Here is a 16,376-nt window from a genome sequence, read left to right on the forward strand (position 1 = left end):
CAGCAGATCCTTGCTACACGTAATTCCACGTTAGACCTCCCGGACCGGAAGTCAACGGGCAGTTTCCGGGCCCCGCCGGTCACTTGCCGCGGATGATCCTCCGGAGCCGTTCCAGCCGGGTGGAGATGTCCCGTTCGGCTCCGTTGGCCGTCGGGACGTAGTAGTTTCGCCCCACGAGGTCGTCCGGCGGGTACTGCTGGGTGGCCACCGCGTGGGGCGCGTCGTGGGCGTAGATGTAGCCCTTGCCATGGCCGAGCTGCTTGGATCCCGGGTAGTGGGCGTCGCGCAGGTGCGCGGGGATGCCGTTGCCCAGCCCGGCCCGGACGTCGGCGATCGCCTGGTTGATGCCCATATACGCGGCGTTGGACTTGGGCGCCGTGGCCAGGTGCACCACCGCCTCGGCCAGAATGATGCGGCCTTCGGGCATGCCGATCAGCTGCACGGCCTGGGCCGCGGCGACGGCGGTCTGCAGCGCCGTGGGATCGGCCATGCCGACGTCCTCGGCCGCGGAGATGACAATGCGCCGGGCCACGAACTTCGGGTCCTCCCCCGCCTCAAGCATCCGGGCGAGGTAGTGCAGGGCGGCGTCGACATCGGAGCCCCGGATGGACTTGATGAAGGCACTGGCGACATCGTAGTGCTGGTCGCCGGCCCGGTCGTAGCGCACGGAGGCGACGTCAAGCGCGCGTTCCGTGTGCTTGAGCTCGATGTTCACCGGAACGTCCACGGCCGCACCGGCGACTGCGCCGGCGACCCCGTCGGCGTCGTCCGCGTCGCCGAACGCAACCCCGGCGGCCGCCTCCAGGGCGGTCAGCGCGCGGCGGGCGTCCCCGCCGGAAAGCCGGACAAGATGCGCCAGGGCATCGGCGCTGAGCCCGACCTTGCCGTTGAGCCCGCGGGCATCCGCCGCGGCCCGCAGGAGCAGGCCCTCGACGTCGGCGTCGGTGAGCGGCTTGAGTGTCAGCAGCAGCGACCGGGAAAGCAGCGGTGAGACGACCGAGAAGGACGGGTTCTCGGTGGTCGCGGCCACCAGCACCACCCAGCGGTTTTCGACGCCGGGCAGCAGCGCGTCCTGCTGCGCCTTGTTGAATCGGTGGATTTCGTCGAGGAAGAGCACGGTGGTGGTCTTGAAGAGGTCGCGGGCGGTGAGGGCTTCGTCCATGACGCGGCGGACGTCCTTGACGCCGGCGGTGATGGCTGAGAGTTCGACGAACTTCCGGCCCGGGCCTTTGGCGATGACGTGCGCGAGGGTCGTTTTGCCCGTGCCGGGAGGTCCCCAGAGGATCAGCGAGCTGGGGCCGGCGGGTCCGGTGGCGTCCGTCCCGGCGGCAAGCTGCCGCAGCGGCGAACCCTGGCCCAGGAGGTGCTGCTGGCCCACCACATCGTCCAGGGTCCTTGGCCGCATCCGGACCGCCAGCGGGCTGCGCGGCGAGGCGGGCCCTGCCGCGGGCCGGCCTTCTCGGGAGTCCTCGGCGTCGTCGTCGTTGCTTCCGCCGGCGGCGTTGTCCTGCCCTGCGCCAAAGAGATCATCCACATAGATAGGCTACTTCTAGTTCCTGCCCGCACTGACAACGGTGCCACCACCCACGCAACGGAGAACCAAGCAATGGCCACCACCGATACCCGCCAGGCGTTTGTGTCCGGTGCGCGGCTGACGGGCTGGGTGGAGCGCTTCGCCGCGAGCCACGGCCAGGTCGCTGAGGAAGAGCTCGATGACGGTCTGAAGTTGCGTGCCGAGGACGGGGCCGTGGCCCTGCTCCAGGCCCCGTGGCCGCCGGACGGGCGCCCCGGGCGTGGCGGCGACGCCGTGTCCCGGCTGGCGTCCCTCGCCGGGCAGCCGCGCAACATCGGGGCTGTGCTGGTCCGCCGGGGCGGGTACTCGGTGGCCGTGGTCAGTGCCGGCGCTGTGCTCGCGTCAAAGACCGGCACGCGCCACGTGCAGTCCCGGACGGCGGCGGGCGGCTGGTCCCAGCAACGCTTTGCCCGGCGGCGGGCAAACCAGGCCGACGCCCTGGTGGAGGCCGTGGCGGAGCATGCGGCGCGGATCTTCGCGGAGCACAGGATCGAGTATCTGGCGCCGGGCGGGGACCGGACCCTGGCTGACCTGGTGCTCGCCGAGCCCGTCCTGAAGCAATACGCCCCGCTGGCCAGACTGCCGTTCCTGGACGTCCCGGACCCGCGCGCATCGGTGCTGAAGAAGGCCGCCGCGGACCTGTGCGCGGTCCGGATCCTGGTGACGGATCCGCCGGCATAGGAACGGCCGCCGGTTCATCCCCCAATATCTGCAGAGACGGTCCGGGTTGCAACATGGTTCTTCCCAAACTGGCCCGCTACCTGGCCTTGCGGCTTCAGCACCTCGGCGATCGCTGGGTCCCCGACGGGGTTGCCGCCCGCGCCTTACCGGCGCTGTTCGTCCAGCTCGTTTGGAAGCACCATGTCGACGGGGTTTTCGCTCGATCCGCGCACGACCACGCGCGGCGAGCCGAAGAACGGAGCCTGTACCCGCATCGGCACCCTCGCGATCCAGCCAACGATCCAGAAGCTCCCGCCGGCGAGGACCATAAGCGCGATGCCGCCCAAAACGCCCACGGAGTCCAGACGGGCCCGAGCATCTCTTGGCCCAGCTCAGAGTTTCCGGCGGCCGCGGCAAACATGCCCACGATGGGGAAGAAGCCGATGATGCCGGCACCGGCCCGGATCGCCTCGCCACCGAGGACGGCAGCCAGCAGGAGGGGGAGCGCGAGTCCGCCGATGATGAGCGCTGCGGCCACAAGGCCGAGAACATCTCCTGATTCCCCGGCGACATTGTCGCTGAGCGGTCCGATAATGAACCCGGCGGCAATCGACACCAGCATTACAGTGATGAGGACGGGGGTGGTCGTCTTGATGAAGCGGTCGCTGAACCGGTACGTTCCGGTGGGGAGATGGGCCTGCGCGCGTGCCGCCTGTCGCGTCGGCGCCCGCGACGTCGGCCGCGTCGCTGAATTCTTATTCTGCATTTCTTTCCCCCGCGTTTGGATTACGACGCCGACCGCGCCGCGCAGGCTTCCGCCGACTGGTTACCCCGGGGGCCGCAGGCCACTTCGCTGCAGCGACCCGCCTCACATGGATCCGCGGGGGCTATGACGCCGGCCACCAGCACTGCTTTCATCTTGTGCACCATCAACTCTTCTATTTATCTACCAAATGGATAAGCGGAGTATGCGGTCCTAAGGTTGAGCCAGCCGCCGGGCGCGAGCTGCAGGGCCCGCGTCAGCAGCCCGTCAAGTGCCGCTTCGGCCGTTCCTGCCGGTAGAGGTATTGGCCCGATTCCTGGAAACCGGCTCGCGAGTAGAGTTCCCGGGCGCCGGCATTCGAGGCCATCACGAGCACCCAGTACCTGCCGAGGCCCCGGACACCGCCCTCACGCAGCAGGGCTTGCAGGATCCGGGCGGCATGGCCGCGCCGCCGGACCTCCGGGCGCGTGGCCAGACAGTACAGCCCGCCCGGACCGCCTGCCCCGCCGGAAGGAACAGCGAGGCGCCCGACGGCGGCGGGGTGGCCGTGCTCGTCCCGTGCGAGGGCGTACAGCGAGGGGCAGCGTTCGAGGATCCCGCGGGCGACGGCGAGGGCAGTTTCGTCGCCGCGACCGTCGACGCTCCACCACAGCCGCAGCCACTCCGTGGAGGGCTCAGTTGAAATCTCGACGCCGAGGTCAGTCCCCGGGGAATCCGTACCGCCGTCCCGGACCAGCACCAGCGTTTCGGACTGCCGGGTAAACCCTTCCTCGTCCAGCACGGCGTTGAGCGGCGCGTAGCGAGGGTCATCGAAGACCTGGAAGATCAGCGGCAGCCGGCGGTTCCGGTACCACAGGCGTGCCTCCCGGAGCGCGGCGAGCCGGCCAAGGGCATCGCCGCCGGGTTCGCGGGGCCACACGGAGTTGGCCCGCTGGGTCACGCCAGAGGCCGCGCGGAGCACCCAGCCGCCGGACTCCTCCCGCTCGGCGGCAGGCCACGCGGCATCCATCAGAGCCTCAAACCCGGGCATCGCTTCCGGTTCCATCCGGCCCCCTCCGTCCAACTCATCTTCCAGTACGTCTGCCAGTACTTCCGAGACAGCAGACGCATGCGACAGCAAAGGCCCCCCGGTTTCCCGGAGAGCCTCCACTGATCGATCAATTCAGGCTAATTGGTGCCGTCCTCGGTCTTTTTGCCGTCTTCTGCCGGCGGCGCTGCGGCCTTCTTGGCCTCCGGCTTGAAGTCCACGCCGGCTTCCTTGCGCTGCTGCGCAGTGATCGGCGCGGGCGCCTGAGTCAACGGGTCGAAGCCGCCGCCGGACTTCGGGAAGGCGATGACGTCGCGGATCGACTCTACACCGGCGAGCAGCGCCACAACGCGGTCCCAGCCGAAGGCGATGCCGCCGTGGGGCGGCGCGCCGAACTTGAAGCCCTCGAGGAGGAACCCAAACTTGGTCTGCGCATCTGCCTTGTCCAGGCCCATGAGTTCGAAGACCCGTTCCTGGATTTCGCGCTCGTGGATACGGATGGAGCCGCCACCGATTTCGTTGCCGTTGCAGACGATGTCGTAGGCGTAGGACAGTGCCGCTTCGGGATCCTTGTCGAAGCTGTCCATGAACTCCGGCTTGGGCGAGGTGAACGCGTGGTGCACGGCAGTCCACTTTCCGGAACCGACTGCGACGTCACCGGAGGCAACAGCGGCTGCGGCCGGTTCGAACATCGGGGCGTCGACAACCCACACGAACGCCCAGTCGGCCGGGTTGATCAGGCCGGTGCGGTGGCCGATCTCGACGCGGGCGGCACCCAGCAGGGCGCGGGCCGCGGACTTCTCCCCCGCGGCGAAGAAGATGCAGTCGCCGGGCTTGGCACCGACTGCGTCGGCCAGGCCGGCGCGCTCGGTGTCGGTCAGGTTCTTGGCCACGGGGCCAGCCAGTTCGCCGTCTTCCTTGAAGAGGACGTAGGCCAGTCCCTTGTGTCCGCGCTGCTTGGCGAACTCCTGCCAGCCGTCCAGGGTGCGGCGCGGCTGGGAGGCACCGCCGGGCATCACGACGGCGCCGACGTAGGGGGCCTTGAAGACGCCGAAGTCGGTGTCCTTGAAGAACCCGGTCAGTTCGGTGAGCTCCACGCCGAAGCGCAGGTCAGGCTTGTCCGAGCCGTAGCGGGCCATGGCATCGTGGTAGGTGATGCGCTGGATCGGCGTCGGGATCTCGACGTCGATCAGCTTCCAGAGCGCCTTCACGATCGCTTCGCCGAGGCGGATGATGTCGTCCTGCTCCACGAAGCTGGCTTCGATGTCGAGCTGGGTGAATTCCGGCTGGCGGTCCGCGCGGAAGTCCTCATCGCGGTAGCAGCGGGCGATCTGGTAGTACTTTTCGAAGCCGCCCACCTGCAGGAGCTGCTTGAACAGCTGCGGGGACTGCGGCAGTGCGTACCAGGAACCGGGCGCGAGGCGGGCGGGGACCACGAAGTCGCGGGCGCCTTCCGGGGTCGACCGCGTCAGCGTGGGGGTTTCGATTTCGACGAAGCCATCCTCGTGGAGCAGTTCGCGGGCCACGCGGTTGGCCTCCGAGCGCAGGCGCAGGTTACGCGCGGGGCCGGGGCGGCGCAGGTCCAGGTAGCGGTGCTTGAGGCGTGCTTCCTCGCCCACTTCGACGTGCTCATCGATCTGGAACGGCAGCGGGTCCGAGGTGTTGAGGATGGTGACCTTCTCGGCCATGACCTCGATCTCGCCGGTGCCGAGCGCGGGGTTCTCGTTGCCCTCGGGGCGCCGGGAAACGGTGCCGGTCACCTGCAGCACGTACTCGTTGCGCAGGCCGTGGAACACTTCTTCCTCACGGACCACCACCTGGGCGACGCCGGAAGCGTCGCGCAGGTCAACGAACGCAACACCACCGTGATCACGACGCCGGCCGACCCAGCCGGCCAGGGTTACGGTTTGTCCAATGTGCTCGGAGCGAAGGGATCCGAGGTCATGTGTGCGCAGCACAGCACGCCTTTCTGAAGAAGACAGAGGGAAGACAGAATTAAGTTGGAGAGGACCGCTACTGGAACGGTCCCGTCCGAGTTTACCCGCTGGCCGGGACAGTCCCGGAATGAGAGGTGCCATGGCGGCTGTCATTCCGGGCCAAGCCCGGACTGCGGGCGGGGCGACCTAGGCTCTGGTGACCCGGACGTGCAAATCCTCATCGGCCGGGGTCCAGCTGGCGGGATCGGCGTCGGCCTGGTCGCCGGAGCGGATGTCCTTGACCTGGTGCTTGCCCTCGTCGTCGGTGAACCAGACGTACGGGATGCCGCGGCGGTCGGCGAACTTGATCTGCTTGCCGAACTTCTCCGCCTTCGCGGCGACTTCGGTGGCAATGCCCCGGCCGCGGAGCTGCGCGGCGACGTCCTGTGCCGCTCCCCAGCTGTCGTCGTTGTTCAGCGTCACGAGCACGGCGGTCGGCACGGAACGTGTCGCCTTGGCGAGGTCCTGGCTGAGGATGCGCGAGACGAGCCGGGTCACGCCGATGGAGAGCCCGACGCCGGGGAACTTGCGGTTGCCCTTGCTGGCCAGGGCGTCGTAGCGGCCACCGGAGCAGATCGAGCCGAGCTGTTCGTGGCCCACCAGCACGGTTTCCACCACTGTCCCGGTGTAGTAGTCCAGGCCGCGGGCGATGCTGAGGTCCGCGACGACCCGTCCGGGGGCGTGCTGCACGGCGGCCGCAATGACCTGCTCCAGCTCGTTGAGGCCTTCTTCCAGCAGGTCGTTGCTCACGCCCAAGGCGCGGACCTGCGCCACGAAGGACGTGTCCTCGGTGCGGATTGAGGCGAGCTTGAGCGCCGCTTCTGCTTGTTCCGCACTGGCGCCCAGTTCGGTCTGCAGGAGCCCGGCCACCTTGGCGGCCCCGATCTTCTCGAGCTTGTCAATGCTGCGCAGCACCCCGGCGGTGTCCGTCAGGCCGATGCCGTTGTAGAAGCCCTCGGCCAGCTTCCGGTTGTTGATCCGGAGCAGGAAATCCGGGATCGGCAGGGCGCCGAGGGCTTCGGCGATCACGAGGGCAATCTCGACGTCGTAGCGGAACGGGAGTTCGCCGTCGCCGACGATGTCGATGTCCGCCTGGGTGAACTCGCGGGCGCGGCCCTCCTGTGGACGTTCGCCGCGCCAGACCTTCTGGATCTGGTACCGGCGGAAGGGGAACGACAGGTAGCCGGCGTTCTCCACGACGTAGCGGGCGAACGGCACAGTCAGGTCGAAGTGCAGGGCCAGGGCGTGCGGGTCCCCCTTGTGGGACTTGGCCTCATCGCTTTCCTCGTCCTGGAGCCGGCTGAGGCCGTAGACCTCTTTGTCGATCTCACCCTTGCGCAACAGCTGGCCTACGGTTTCCACGGCCCGGGTCTCGATCGAGGAGAATCCGTGCAGTTCGAACGTCCGGCGGAGGGTGTCCAGGACATGCAGTTCCACCAGCCGCTCCTCGGGAAGCCACTCGGGGAATCCGGACAGGGAGGCGGTGCGTGCCATGGTGGAATTCTCTCCTCGGGTAACACCGGACGGGGTTGCTGGCGCCATCCGCGCCCCGAAACATGGTGTCCGAAACGGGGAACAGATAGGCGGCAGACCGGCCGGTCGTGCATAAACTGTGTGCGGCAGTCAGTTTATGCGTTTGGCGGCGGCATCTCTAATGCGGCCTGCCGCCACCGGGCTGCAGGCAGCTTGACAGCTGAGCCAGCGACGGCGCCAACGGCCGTGCGGTTTCAGCCCTACAACCAGGAGGAACTTTGGCGGCCAGTTCACGGAGCGCCCGCGAGGCAAAGCGGCGCGTCCAGCAGATGGAAGCGAAGCGCGGGCTGCGCAAGGAACAGGACAAGCGCAGAAAACGCGACAACGTCCTGGCCATCAGCGCCGGCACGGCCGCCGTCGTCGTCGCCTTGGTCCTCCAGCTGACGGTTTTTTCCTCCAACCCCACGGAGGACGAGTTCAAGGCCGCCGAGGCCGGGCTGACCACACCGTCGGCTTCTGCCTCCGCCCCGGCGGCCAATGCCGAGAACATCCCGAAGCCGGAGACCGCGGCGGGCATAACCTTCACAGGAGAGCTCAAGCTCAATTCCGGCACGCTTGGCGTCGAACTCGACGGCACCAAGGCACCGCAAGCGGCCGCCGTATTCAAGTCCCTGGCCGACCAAAACTTCTACGCAGGCCTCAGCTGCCACCGGCTCACCACGGGCGAGACCTTCGGCGTGCTCCAGTGTGGTTCCAAGTCCGGCGACGGCAGCGCCGATCCCGCCTACACGTGGGGCCCGCTGGAAAACACCCCGGCGGACAACACGTACCCAGCGGGCACCATTGCCGTGGCCAGAACGGGTGGTAACGCCAACGGCAACGGCACCCAGTTCTTCATTGTCTACAAGGACACCGTCATTCCGGCCGACGCGGCCGGCGGCTACACGGTCGTGGGCAAGGTGACGTCCGGCCTGGACGTGGTCGCCGGCATCGCGGCCGCCGGTCTCAAACCGGGTGACAACGCCACCGACGGCGCACCTGCGGAACCAGTCACGATAGACTCGTTCTCACTGAAGTAGCCAGCCGGGGCCCTTGCGGCCACGGTGCCGGTATTTCCCTCCAAGCGAAAGACTTCTAGCGGTGACAGACAGTCAGAAATCCGACGAAACAGTGTCAGCAGCAGCTGCCAACGAAACCGAAGCCGAGGCAGTGTCCACAGAACATGTGACAGGACACGCCACGGAACAGGCAACAGAACAGGCGTCAGCACAGTCGACAGACACTCACACCGGCCAGGCCGCCGAGGCGGGAACCGAGCCGGCAAGCGAGCCGCAGGCAACCGAGGCGGCAACCGAGCCGCACGGCGAGGCCACCCCGGAAGCTTCCGAGCCGGAAGCCGCCCCTGAGGCCACTGCCGAAGCTCCCGCCGTGGAGGCCGCCCCCGAAGCAGCGCCCGCTGCAGCGCGTCCCGCACCGTCCCCGGCTGCCTTCGCCGCCCGGCCCAAGGCCAAGCCCTCCCCGGCTGCTCCTGCCGCCGCACCGGCGGTGGTCTCTTCGGCCGCCTCGCTGGCCGAGGCCGCCCGCTGGGGCCGCGTCGAAGGCGACGGCCACGTCTTCCTGACCATCGGCGACGAGGAACACCCCGTGGGCCAGTACCCCGGCGTCAGCAATGACGAGGCCCTCGGCTACTTCGCCCGCAAGTACGACGACATCGTGGCCCAGATTGTCCTGCTGGAACAGCGCGTGAGCTCCAAAGCCCCCACGACGGACATGCAGAAGACGGTCACCCACCTGCGCGAACAGCTTGCCGAGCGGAACATGGTGGGCGATCTCCGCGCCGCCGAGGACCGCCTGGACGCCCTGTCCACGCAGATCACCGAGCTCGAGAAGGTCGAGAAGGCCGAACACGACGCCGTCCGTGCCGCCGAACTGGCTGCCCGCGAAGCAATCGTTGCCGAAGCCGAGGAGATCGCCGGCCACGACCCGGCGCAGATCCAGTGGAAGACCTCCAGCGCCCGGATGAATGATCTCTTCGAAAGCTGGAAGACGGCCCAGAAGAGCGGCGTCCGGCTCGGCCGGAGCAACGAGGACGCGCTCTGGAAGCGTTTCCGCGCGGCCCGCACGGTCTTTGACCGGCACCGCCGCGCTTATTTCTCCCAGCTGGACAGCAACAACTCGGCGGCCAAAGCCGCCAAGGAAAAGCTGATCGCCGAGGCGGAAGCGCTGTCCTCCTCGACCGACTGGGGCTTCGCGGCGGGCGAATACCGCCGCCTCATGGACCAGTGGAAGGCCTCGCCCCGCGCCAGCCGCAAGGACGACGACGCCCTCTGGGCCCGTTTTCGGGCGGCGCAGGACGTCTTCTTCACGCACCGCCAGGCAGCTAATGACGAGATCGACCAGGAATACGGCGCGAACCTCGTGGTGAAGGAAGAACTGCTGGTCGAAGCCAACCAGCTGCTGCCCATCAAGGACCTGGCCGCCGCCAAGAGGGCCCTACAGTCCATCCGTGACCGCTGGGAAGAAGCCGGCAAGGTACCGCGCGCCGATATGGGCCGCATCGAAGCCGGACTCCGCAAGGTGGAGGACGCAGTCCGAAACGCCGAGGACGAGAACTGGAAGCGCTCCAACCCGGAGACGAAGGCCCGCACCAACAGCGCGCTGAGCCAGCTCGAGTCCACCATTGCCGGCCTCAAGGACGACCTCGCCAAGGCTGAGAAGGCAGGCGACCAGCGCAAGATCAAGTCCGCGCAGGAGGCTCTCGAAGCCCGCCAGGCGTGGCTGGAACAGCTCGAGCGCTCAGCGAGCGAGCTCTCCTAGCACCCCGGCTGGAATCCAGCCCAGGCCCCGTCCCGGTTATCCACATGACCGGGACGGGGCCTGTTTCCTTTTCCGGGTAACCGGCACGATTGCGGAATGGTCCACCCGTCCGGCGCCCCTGATCCGGTAGCCCCCGATGCCCTTCCGGCCGAGCTGTACTCCCCCGGCCCGCTCTTCTCATGGCCGGAGCTGCAGGCCATGGCGTCCGACGGCGTGCTTACGCAGCTGTACCAGCGCGGCTACCTGCCGCCGGGCACCCGTTCCACCCCGCAGCTCCGTGCCCGTGCGCTGTCCGTCATGGTCCCGCCGCCGATCAGGAGGCGAGTGGTTGCCGGCAGGATGACGGCGGCGTGGATATACGGCTGCGCGCCCGAGCCGGACCGCCTGGCGCTGCTGGTGGACGCCAACCGGCGAATTTCGAGCCTGCGGTCCACGCGCGGCTGCACCTTTCACGAGGTCCGTCTGGGCCCGTTCGACGTCGTGAGCCTCGGCGGGCTCATGGTGTCCAGCCCGCTGCGGACTGCCGTGGACATCGCCCTGCATGTGGACGCGGAACGGGCGTTGCCCGCACTGGGCGCCCTCCTGGACCGGACCGAGCTGTGCGTGCGGCTGCGCCTGCTCAGGCTCGCTGTGGACGCCACACCGCGGGTGCCGTACAAGAAGGCGGCGCTGGAGAAACTCGACGCCCTGGCGGGCGGACTGCCGCCTTAGCTGCGCCGCCGGTTCCCGGTGGTGCGGTAGACGTCAAAGACACCGTCGATCCGGCGGACAGCGCTGAGCACGTGGCTCAGGTACTTGGGATCACCCATCTCGAAGGCAAACCTGGAGATGGCCACCCGGTCCGTGGACGTGTGCACGCTCGCAGCCAGGATATTGACGTGGTTCTCAGACAGTATCCGTGTGACGTCCGAGAGCAGGGACTTGCGGTCCAGGGCCTCGACCTGGATTTCCACCAGGAACACGCTGGACTGCGTGGGGGCCCAGTCGACCTCGACGATCCGGTCCGGCTGGTCCATCAGGCCAGAAACGTTGGTGCAGTCCGTCCGGTGCACCGACACGCCAGAGCCGCGCGTGACGAAGCCCAGGATGGGGTCAGGCGGCACAGGTGTGCAGCAGCGGGCCAGTTTTACCCAGACGTCGCCCACTCCGCGGACCACAACGCCCGAATCGGAGTAGCGGACCTTGCTGACCTGGGTGGGGATGGAAACTTCGGCGAGGTCATCGTCGGGCGTTTCGTTCCCGCCGAGGCTCTCGACCAGGCGCTCCATGACGGACTGGGCGGAGGTGTGGCCGTCGCCCACTCCCGCATAGAGCCCGGAGATGTCGGTGTACTTGAAGTCCTCGGCGATGGCCGCGAGGGCGTCGTGCGTCATAAGCCGCTGCAGCGGAAGGTTCTGCTTGCGCATGGCCTTGGTCAGGAGTTCCTTGCCGCGGTCAATCGCTTCTTCGCGGCGCTCCTTGCTGAACCACTGCCGGATCTTGTTGCGTGCCCGGGCGCTCTTGACGAAGTGCTGCCAGTCCTGGCTGGGACCGGCTCCTTCGGCCTTGGAGGTGAAAATTTCCACCCAGTCGCCGTGGTTCAGTTCGCTGTTGAGCGGCACCAGCTTGCCGTTGACCCGCGCACCGATGGTCCGGTGGCCCACTTCGGTGTGCACGGCGTAGGCGAAGTCCACCGGCGTGGAGCCGGCGGGCAGGGCCATGACCTCGCCTTTGGGGGTGAAGACGAAGACCTCGCGGGCGTTGATTTCAAACCGCAGCGAGTCCAGGAATTCACCCGGATCCGAGGTCTCCTGCTGCCAGTCGACGAGGGAACGCAGCCAGCCCATGTCGCCGTCGCGCGGGCTTCCCGGCCCGGCCGCGGTGCGGTTCGGCTGGTCCTTGTACTTCCAGTGCGCGGCGACGCCGTATTCGGCGCGGCGGTGCATCTCGTGGGTGCGGATCTGGATTTCCACCGGTTTGCCGCCCGGGCCGATCACCGTGGTGTGCAGTGACTGGTACATGTTGAACTTGGGCATCGCGATGTAGTCCTTGAACCGGCCCGGGAGCGGGTTCCAGCGCGAATGCATGGCGCCGAGCGCCGCGTAACAGTCCCGGACGGAGTCGACGAGGACCCGGACGCCCATGAGGTCGTTGATGTCGTCGAAGTCTTTGTCGCGGACGATCATCTTCTGGTAGATCGAGTAGTAGTGCTTCGGCCGCCCGGTGATCGTGGCCTTGATTTTCGCCGCGCGCAGGTCATCGGTGATCTGGTTGCGGATGACACTGAGGTTCTTTTCGCGCTCCGGGGTCCGGTCCCCCACCATCCGCACGATTTCCTCGTAGACCTTCGGGTAGAGGGCCGCGAAGGAGAGGTCCTCGAGTTCCCACTTGATCGTGTTCATGCCGAGCCGGTGGGCAAGGGGCGCAAAGATCTCGAGGGTTTCCCGGGCCTTCCGCGCCGAGGACTCGGCAGAGACGAAGCGCCACGTGCGGGCGTTGTGCAGCCGGTCGGCTAGCTTGATCATCAGCACGCGGATGTCCTTGGCCATGGCCACAACCATCTTGCGCACGGTCTCCGACTGCGCGGCCTCGCCGAAGCTGACCTTGTCCAGCTTCGTGACGCCGTCCACCAGCATCGCCACTTCAGGCCCGAACTCCGCCTTGAGGTCCGCCAGGGTGTAGGACGTGTCCTCGACGGTGTCGTGCAGGAGGGCCGCGGCCAGTGTTGTGCCGCTGAGGCCCAGCTCGGCGAGGATCGTGGCGACGGCCACGGGGTGCGTGATGTACGGATCGCCGCTCTTGCGCTTCTGCCCGCGGTGGCAGCCCTCCGCCACGACGAAGGCGCGCTGGATGAGGTCGAAGTCCTCTTTGGGGTTGTTGGCGCGCACGGTGCGCAGCAGCGGTTCCAGGATGGGCGAGTACGCTGGGGCGCCGCGGCCTGTCAGCCGGGCGAGCCGGGAGCGGGTGCGTTCGCGGCGGCCGGGGAAGGTGGCCCGGGCGCCCGGGTTGTCGACCGGGACCTGCGGATCGGCGCGTACGGGAGCCACCACACCAGTATGTGAACCCTGGCCGGTACCTTTATCCGCTGGTGCTGCCGGCACCGGCGTCGAACGTTCTTCCAATGAAGCACCTCTCACAACCCGTTAATTATTCAAGTCTATTCCCGCGGAAGGATACTTCGATAACCGGCGGGGATATGGCGACGGGCCGGAGAACGTCACGGATGACGTTTTCCGGCCCGTCGGATCACGCGAGGCGGATCCGTGTCAGGCTATGCCGGGGCCGGAGCGCCCGTCTTGGCGGCAGTTTCGGCCCGGCGCTGTTCGACGCGCTTGGCCTGCTTGACCAGGTCCGGTTCGTTCTGGCGGAGCCAGGCGTAGAGCGGCGCGGCGATGAAGATCGTCGCTGCCGTGCCGATCAGGATGCCGACGAACAGCGCCAGCGAGAGGTCCCGCAGCGTTCCCGCGCCCAGCAGTCCGGCGCCGATGAAGAGGATCGCGCCGACCGGCAGGATGGCCACCATCATCGTGTTGATGGAGCGCACCAGGGTCTGGTTGACGGCCAGGTTGACTTCCTCGCCGAAGGTCCGGCGGGTGGAAGCCTGCAGGTCCGTGGTGTTTTCCCGGATCTTGTCGAACACCACCACGGTGTCGTAGAGGGAGTAGCTGAGCACCGTCAGGAAGCCGATGATGGCCGACGGCGTCACTTCGAAATCACTGAGGGCGTAAACCCCTGCGGTGATGAACATGGTGACGAGCATCCCGACAATGGCGGAAAGCGACATCTTCCAGGTTCGGAAGTACAGCGCCATCAGCACGGCTGCGAGGCCGACGAAGATCACCAGGCCCAGCAGGGCCTGCTTCGTAACGTCGGCGCCCCACGTGGGGCCGATGAACGTGGATGTCACCTCGTTCTCGGTGACACCGAAGGCTTGGGTGAGGCCTTCCTTGATCTGCAGCGTCTCGTCGTCGGTGAGCTTGTCCGTCTGGATGCGCATCGTGTTGCCGGCGACGTTCGCCACCCGCGGGATGCTGCTGGGAACAACGTCCTGGACAGCCTTCTCGCCCACGCTCGCGTCTGTCGTCTTCACATTGGAGACCGTGAATTCTGACCCGCCGCGGAACTCGATGCCGAGGTTGAAGCCGCCCTTGGCGACCGGGATCAGGATCGACAGCGCGACGGCTACGGCCGCGATCAGGAACCAGATTTTCTTGGAACCGACGAAGTCGTACGAGCGCTTGCCCGTGTAAAGCTCGTTACCGAAATTGGCGAAACTGGCCATTTACTTGCCCTCCTTGGAAGCGCTCTTGGAGGATCCAGCGAGCTGTTCCTGCTTTACCTGTTCCTGGCGTTCCGCGAGGCGGCGCTCTGCAATGGTCATCCGGCGCTCGGCCTCAGCCGCGGCACCAGTGTTCTTGGCGCGAACCGTGACTGAAGGTTTGTCCTCCGGAGTGCGGATCCGGCCCGCTCCCCGGTACAGGGGAACGGCGCCGAGGCGCTTCGGGTCCAGTCCCGAGAACCGGTGGCCTTCACCGAAGAACTTGGTGCGGGCCAGCAACTGCAGGGTCGGGTGGGTGAACATGAAGACGACGATGAGGTCGGCGATCGCGGTCAGGCCGAGGGTGAACGCGAAGCCGCGCACGTTGCCCACTGCCACGAAGTACAGCACGCCGGCCGCGAGGAGGTTCACGGCCTTGGACGCCAGGACGGTGCGCTTGGCACGCTTCCAGCCGTTCTCAACCGCCGAGACGAGGCCCCGGCCTTCACGCAACTCGTCACGGATGCGTTCGAAGTAGACGATGAACGAGTCCGCCGTCTGGCCGATAGCGACGATGAGGCCCGCGACGCCGGCAAGGGACAGGCGGTAGTTTTCGGTCCAGCCCAGGATCGCGATGGCAAGGTACGTCAGCGCGCCGGCCACCACGAGGGAGGCGACGGTGACAAAGCCCAGTGCGCGGTACTGGAACAGCGAGTAGACCACCACCAGCAGCAGGCCGATCAGGCCGGCAAGCATACCCATGCGCAGCTGCTCGCCGCCGAGGGTTGCCGAAATCTGCTGTTCGCTCTGGATTTCGAAGCTGATCGGCAGGGCGCCGAAGCGCAGCTGGTCGGAGAGGGCCTTCGCGGACTCCTCGGTGAACCCGCCCGTGATCTGCGGACGGCCGTCAGTGATGACAGCGAGGGACCGGGGGGCCGAGATGACCTGGTTGTCCAGGACGATGGCGAACTGGGCCTTCGGGTCCGAGCCTGTCTGGCCGCCGCCGGCAACGTAGAACTGGTAAAGGCGCTCGGTGACTTCCTTGAACTTGGCGGTGCCCGCGTCGTCGAACTGGATGTTGACGGCCCACTCGTTGGTCACGGCGCCCTGGGCGCCGCGCTGCAGCTGGAAGGACGAGCTCTTGATGTTCGAGCCCTTCACCTCAACCGGGCCAAGGATGTACTTGATCGCCGGTGAGTTGGCGGAGGCAGGCTCGCACGTGACCAGCGGCTTGGCCGGGTCGGAGCGTTCCTGCTTGTCCTGCGAGGGGTTGTCGCAGTCCAGCGCCTCGAACTGCTTGTAGACCTCGGGGGTGATCCAGTTCTGGTCGCTGCTGTTGGCAGGCTCAGCCGTGGGCTTGGGGAGCTGGTCGTCCGGGGTCCGGGACTCCGCGGGGACCGCTGCGCCGGCGCCGGCCTGAAGGACCGGCCGGAAGTTCATGTCGGCGGACGCCTGGATCAGCGCGCGGGTTTCCTTGGAAGGCGTGCCAGGGAGGCTGACGACGACGTTGCGGCCGGACTGCGTGCTGATCTCAGCTTCCGCGACGCCCGAGCCGTCCACGCGCTGGCGGATGATCGCCACGGCCTGGTTGAGCTGCTCTTCGTTGATGCCCGAGCCGCCCTCGACCTTGGGCGCCAGGATCATCTGGGTGCCGCCTTCAAGGTCCAGGGCGAGCTTTGGAGCCCAGCTCGCCTGGCCGGCAATGCTGCCGCCCGCCAGGACAGCGGTAAGGACGGCGAGGATTACGCCAAGCCAGACCAGCGTCCTGACAGCTGTGTGTTTGGGGCCAGTTCGTGCCATTGTCGATCTTTCTATTGTTTACGGAGGAACCGCCGGTGCGGGCCACGAGG

The 16,376-nt window shown here is 67.3% G+C and carries 13 protein-coding genes; 5 read left to right on the top strand and 8 right to left on the bottom strand.

Annotated features, from left to right (window positions below; translation table 11 throughout):
* Positions 1–79 precede the first annotated feature (79 nt).
* Positions 80–1,534: a replication-associated recombination protein A gene (locus ABIB51_RS17500; RefSeq protein ID WP_354190280.1), complete on the bottom strand. Its 1,455-nt coding sequence runs from the start codon at positions 1,532–1,534 to the stop codon at positions 80–82.
* 72 nt (positions 1,535–1,606) lie between these two features.
* Between ABIB51_RS17500 and ABIB51_RS17505 the strand changes: the two genes are divergently transcribed.
* Positions 1,607–2,254 (top strand): acVLRF1 family peptidyl-tRNA hydrolase, encoded by a 648-nt coding sequence (locus tag ABIB51_RS17505; RefSeq protein ID WP_354190282.1) that lies wholly within the window; start codon positions 1,607–1,609, stop codon positions 2,252–2,254.
* Positions 2,255–2,397: 143 nt separating this feature from the next.
* Here the strand turns inward: ABIB51_RS17505 and ABIB51_RS17510 are convergent, their stop codons facing one another.
* A complete protein-coding gene (locus ABIB51_RS17510; RefSeq protein WP_354190284.1) occupies positions 2,398–2,589 on the bottom strand; it encodes a hypothetical protein in 192 nt (63 codons plus the stop codon).
* 26 nt (positions 2,590–2,615) lie between these two features.
* Here ABIB51_RS17510 and ABIB51_RS17515 point away from each other — a divergent pair, with 26 nt between their 5' ends.
* On the top strand, positions 2,616–2,792 hold the full coding sequence (locus ABIB51_RS17515) for a hypothetical protein (protein WP_354190285.1): 177 nt from the start codon (positions 2,616–2,618) through the stop codon (positions 2,790–2,792).
* Between the two features lie 460 nt (positions 2,793–3,252).
* On the opposite strand, the gene ABIB51_RS17520 is transcribed toward ABIB51_RS17515, so the two are convergent.
* From ABIB51_RS17520 to hisS, 3 genes are all read right to left on the bottom strand, one after another.
* Positions 3,253–4,041, bottom strand: coding sequence for a GNAT family N-acetyltransferase (locus ABIB51_RS17520; protein ID WP_354190287.1), 789 nt, complete (start codon positions 4,039–4,041; stop codon positions 3,253–3,255).
* Positions 4,042–4,163: 122 nt separating this feature from the next.
* Entirely contained in the window at positions 4,164–5,981 is a 1,818-nt protein-coding gene (gene aspS, locus ABIB51_RS17525; RefSeq protein ID WP_354190289.1) for an aspartate--tRNA ligase, read from the bottom strand.
* Between the two features lie 165 nt (positions 5,982–6,146).
* A complete protein-coding gene (gene hisS, locus ABIB51_RS17530; RefSeq protein ID WP_354190291.1) occupies positions 6,147–7,493 on the bottom strand; it encodes a histidine--tRNA ligase in 1,347 nt (448 codons plus the stop codon).
* Between the two features lie 257 nt (positions 7,494–7,750).
* Here hisS and ABIB51_RS17535 point away from each other — a divergent pair, with 257 nt between their 5' ends.
* From ABIB51_RS17535 to ABIB51_RS17545, 3 genes are all read left to right on the top strand, one after another.
* Positions 7,751–8,551 carry a peptidylprolyl isomerase gene (locus ABIB51_RS17535; RefSeq protein ID WP_354190293.1) on the top strand — a complete coding sequence of 267 codons (801 nt, stop codon included), beginning with the start codon at positions 7,751–7,753 and terminating at the stop codon, positions 8,549–8,551.
* A 61-nt stretch (positions 8,552–8,612) separates the two neighbouring features.
* Positions 8,613–10,289: a DUF349 domain-containing protein gene (locus tag ABIB51_RS17540; RefSeq protein WP_354190295.1), complete on the top strand. Its 1,677-nt coding sequence runs from the start codon at positions 8,613–8,615 to the stop codon at positions 10,287–10,289.
* 96 nt (positions 10,290–10,385) lie between these two features.
* Positions 10,386–11,000 (top strand): type IV toxin-antitoxin system AbiEi family antitoxin, encoded by a 615-nt coding sequence (locus ABIB51_RS17545; protein ID WP_354190297.1) that lies wholly within the window; start codon positions 10,386–10,388, stop codon positions 10,998–11,000.
* Here the strand turns inward: ABIB51_RS17545 and ABIB51_RS17550 are convergent.
* From ABIB51_RS17550 to secD, 3 genes are all read right to left on the bottom strand, one after another.
* Complete coding sequence (locus tag ABIB51_RS17550; protein WP_502916166.1) at positions 10,997–13,390, bottom strand: RelA/SpoT family protein; 2,394 nt, start codon at positions 13,388–13,390, stop codon at positions 10,997–10,999. The two genes, ABIB51_RS17545 and ABIB51_RS17550, sit on opposite strands and share 4 nt — an antisense overlap.
* A gap of 149 nt (positions 13,391–13,539) precedes the next feature.
* Positions 13,540–14,550: a protein translocase subunit SecF gene (gene secF / locus ABIB51_RS17555; protein ID WP_354190301.1), complete on the bottom strand. Its 1,011-nt coding sequence runs from the start codon at positions 14,548–14,550 to the stop codon at positions 13,540–13,542.
* A complete protein-coding gene (gene secD, locus ABIB51_RS17560) occupies positions 14,551–16,326 on the bottom strand; it encodes a protein translocase subunit SecD (protein ID WP_354190303.1) in 1,776 nt (591 codons plus the stop codon). It abuts the gene before it with no gap.
* Positions 16,327–16,376: the final 50 nt, after the last annotated feature.

The sequence above is a fragment of the Arthrobacter sp. UYCu712 genome (assembly GCF_040547005.1).
In the GTDB taxonomy this organism is placed as follows: Bacteria; Actinomycetota; Actinomycetes; order Actinomycetales; family Micrococcaceae; genus Arthrobacter.

Coding starts and splice junctions, on each gene's coding strand:
- ABIB51_RS17505 (WP_354190282.1), top strand. CDS start 1,607: ATGGCCACCACCGATACCCGCCAGGCGTTTGTGTCCGGTGCGCGGCTG.
- ABIB51_RS17520 (WP_354190287.1), bottom strand. CDS start 4,041: ATGGAACCGGAAGCGATGCCCGGGTTTGAGGCTCTGATGGATGCCGCG.
- hisS (WP_354190291.1), bottom strand. CDS start 7,493: ATGGCACGCACCGCCTCCCTGTCCGGATTCCCCGAGTGGCTTCCCGAG.
- ABIB51_RS17545 (WP_354190297.1), top strand. CDS start 10,386: ATGGTCCACCCGTCCGGCGCCCCTGATCCGGTAGCCCCCGATGCCCTT.
- secF (WP_354190301.1), bottom strand. CDS start 14,550: ATGGCCAGTTTCGCCAATTTCGGTAACGAGCTTTACACGGGCAAGCGC.
- secD (WP_354190303.1), bottom strand. CDS start 16,326: ATGGCACGAACTGGCCCCAAACACACAGCTGTCAGGACGCTGGTCTGG.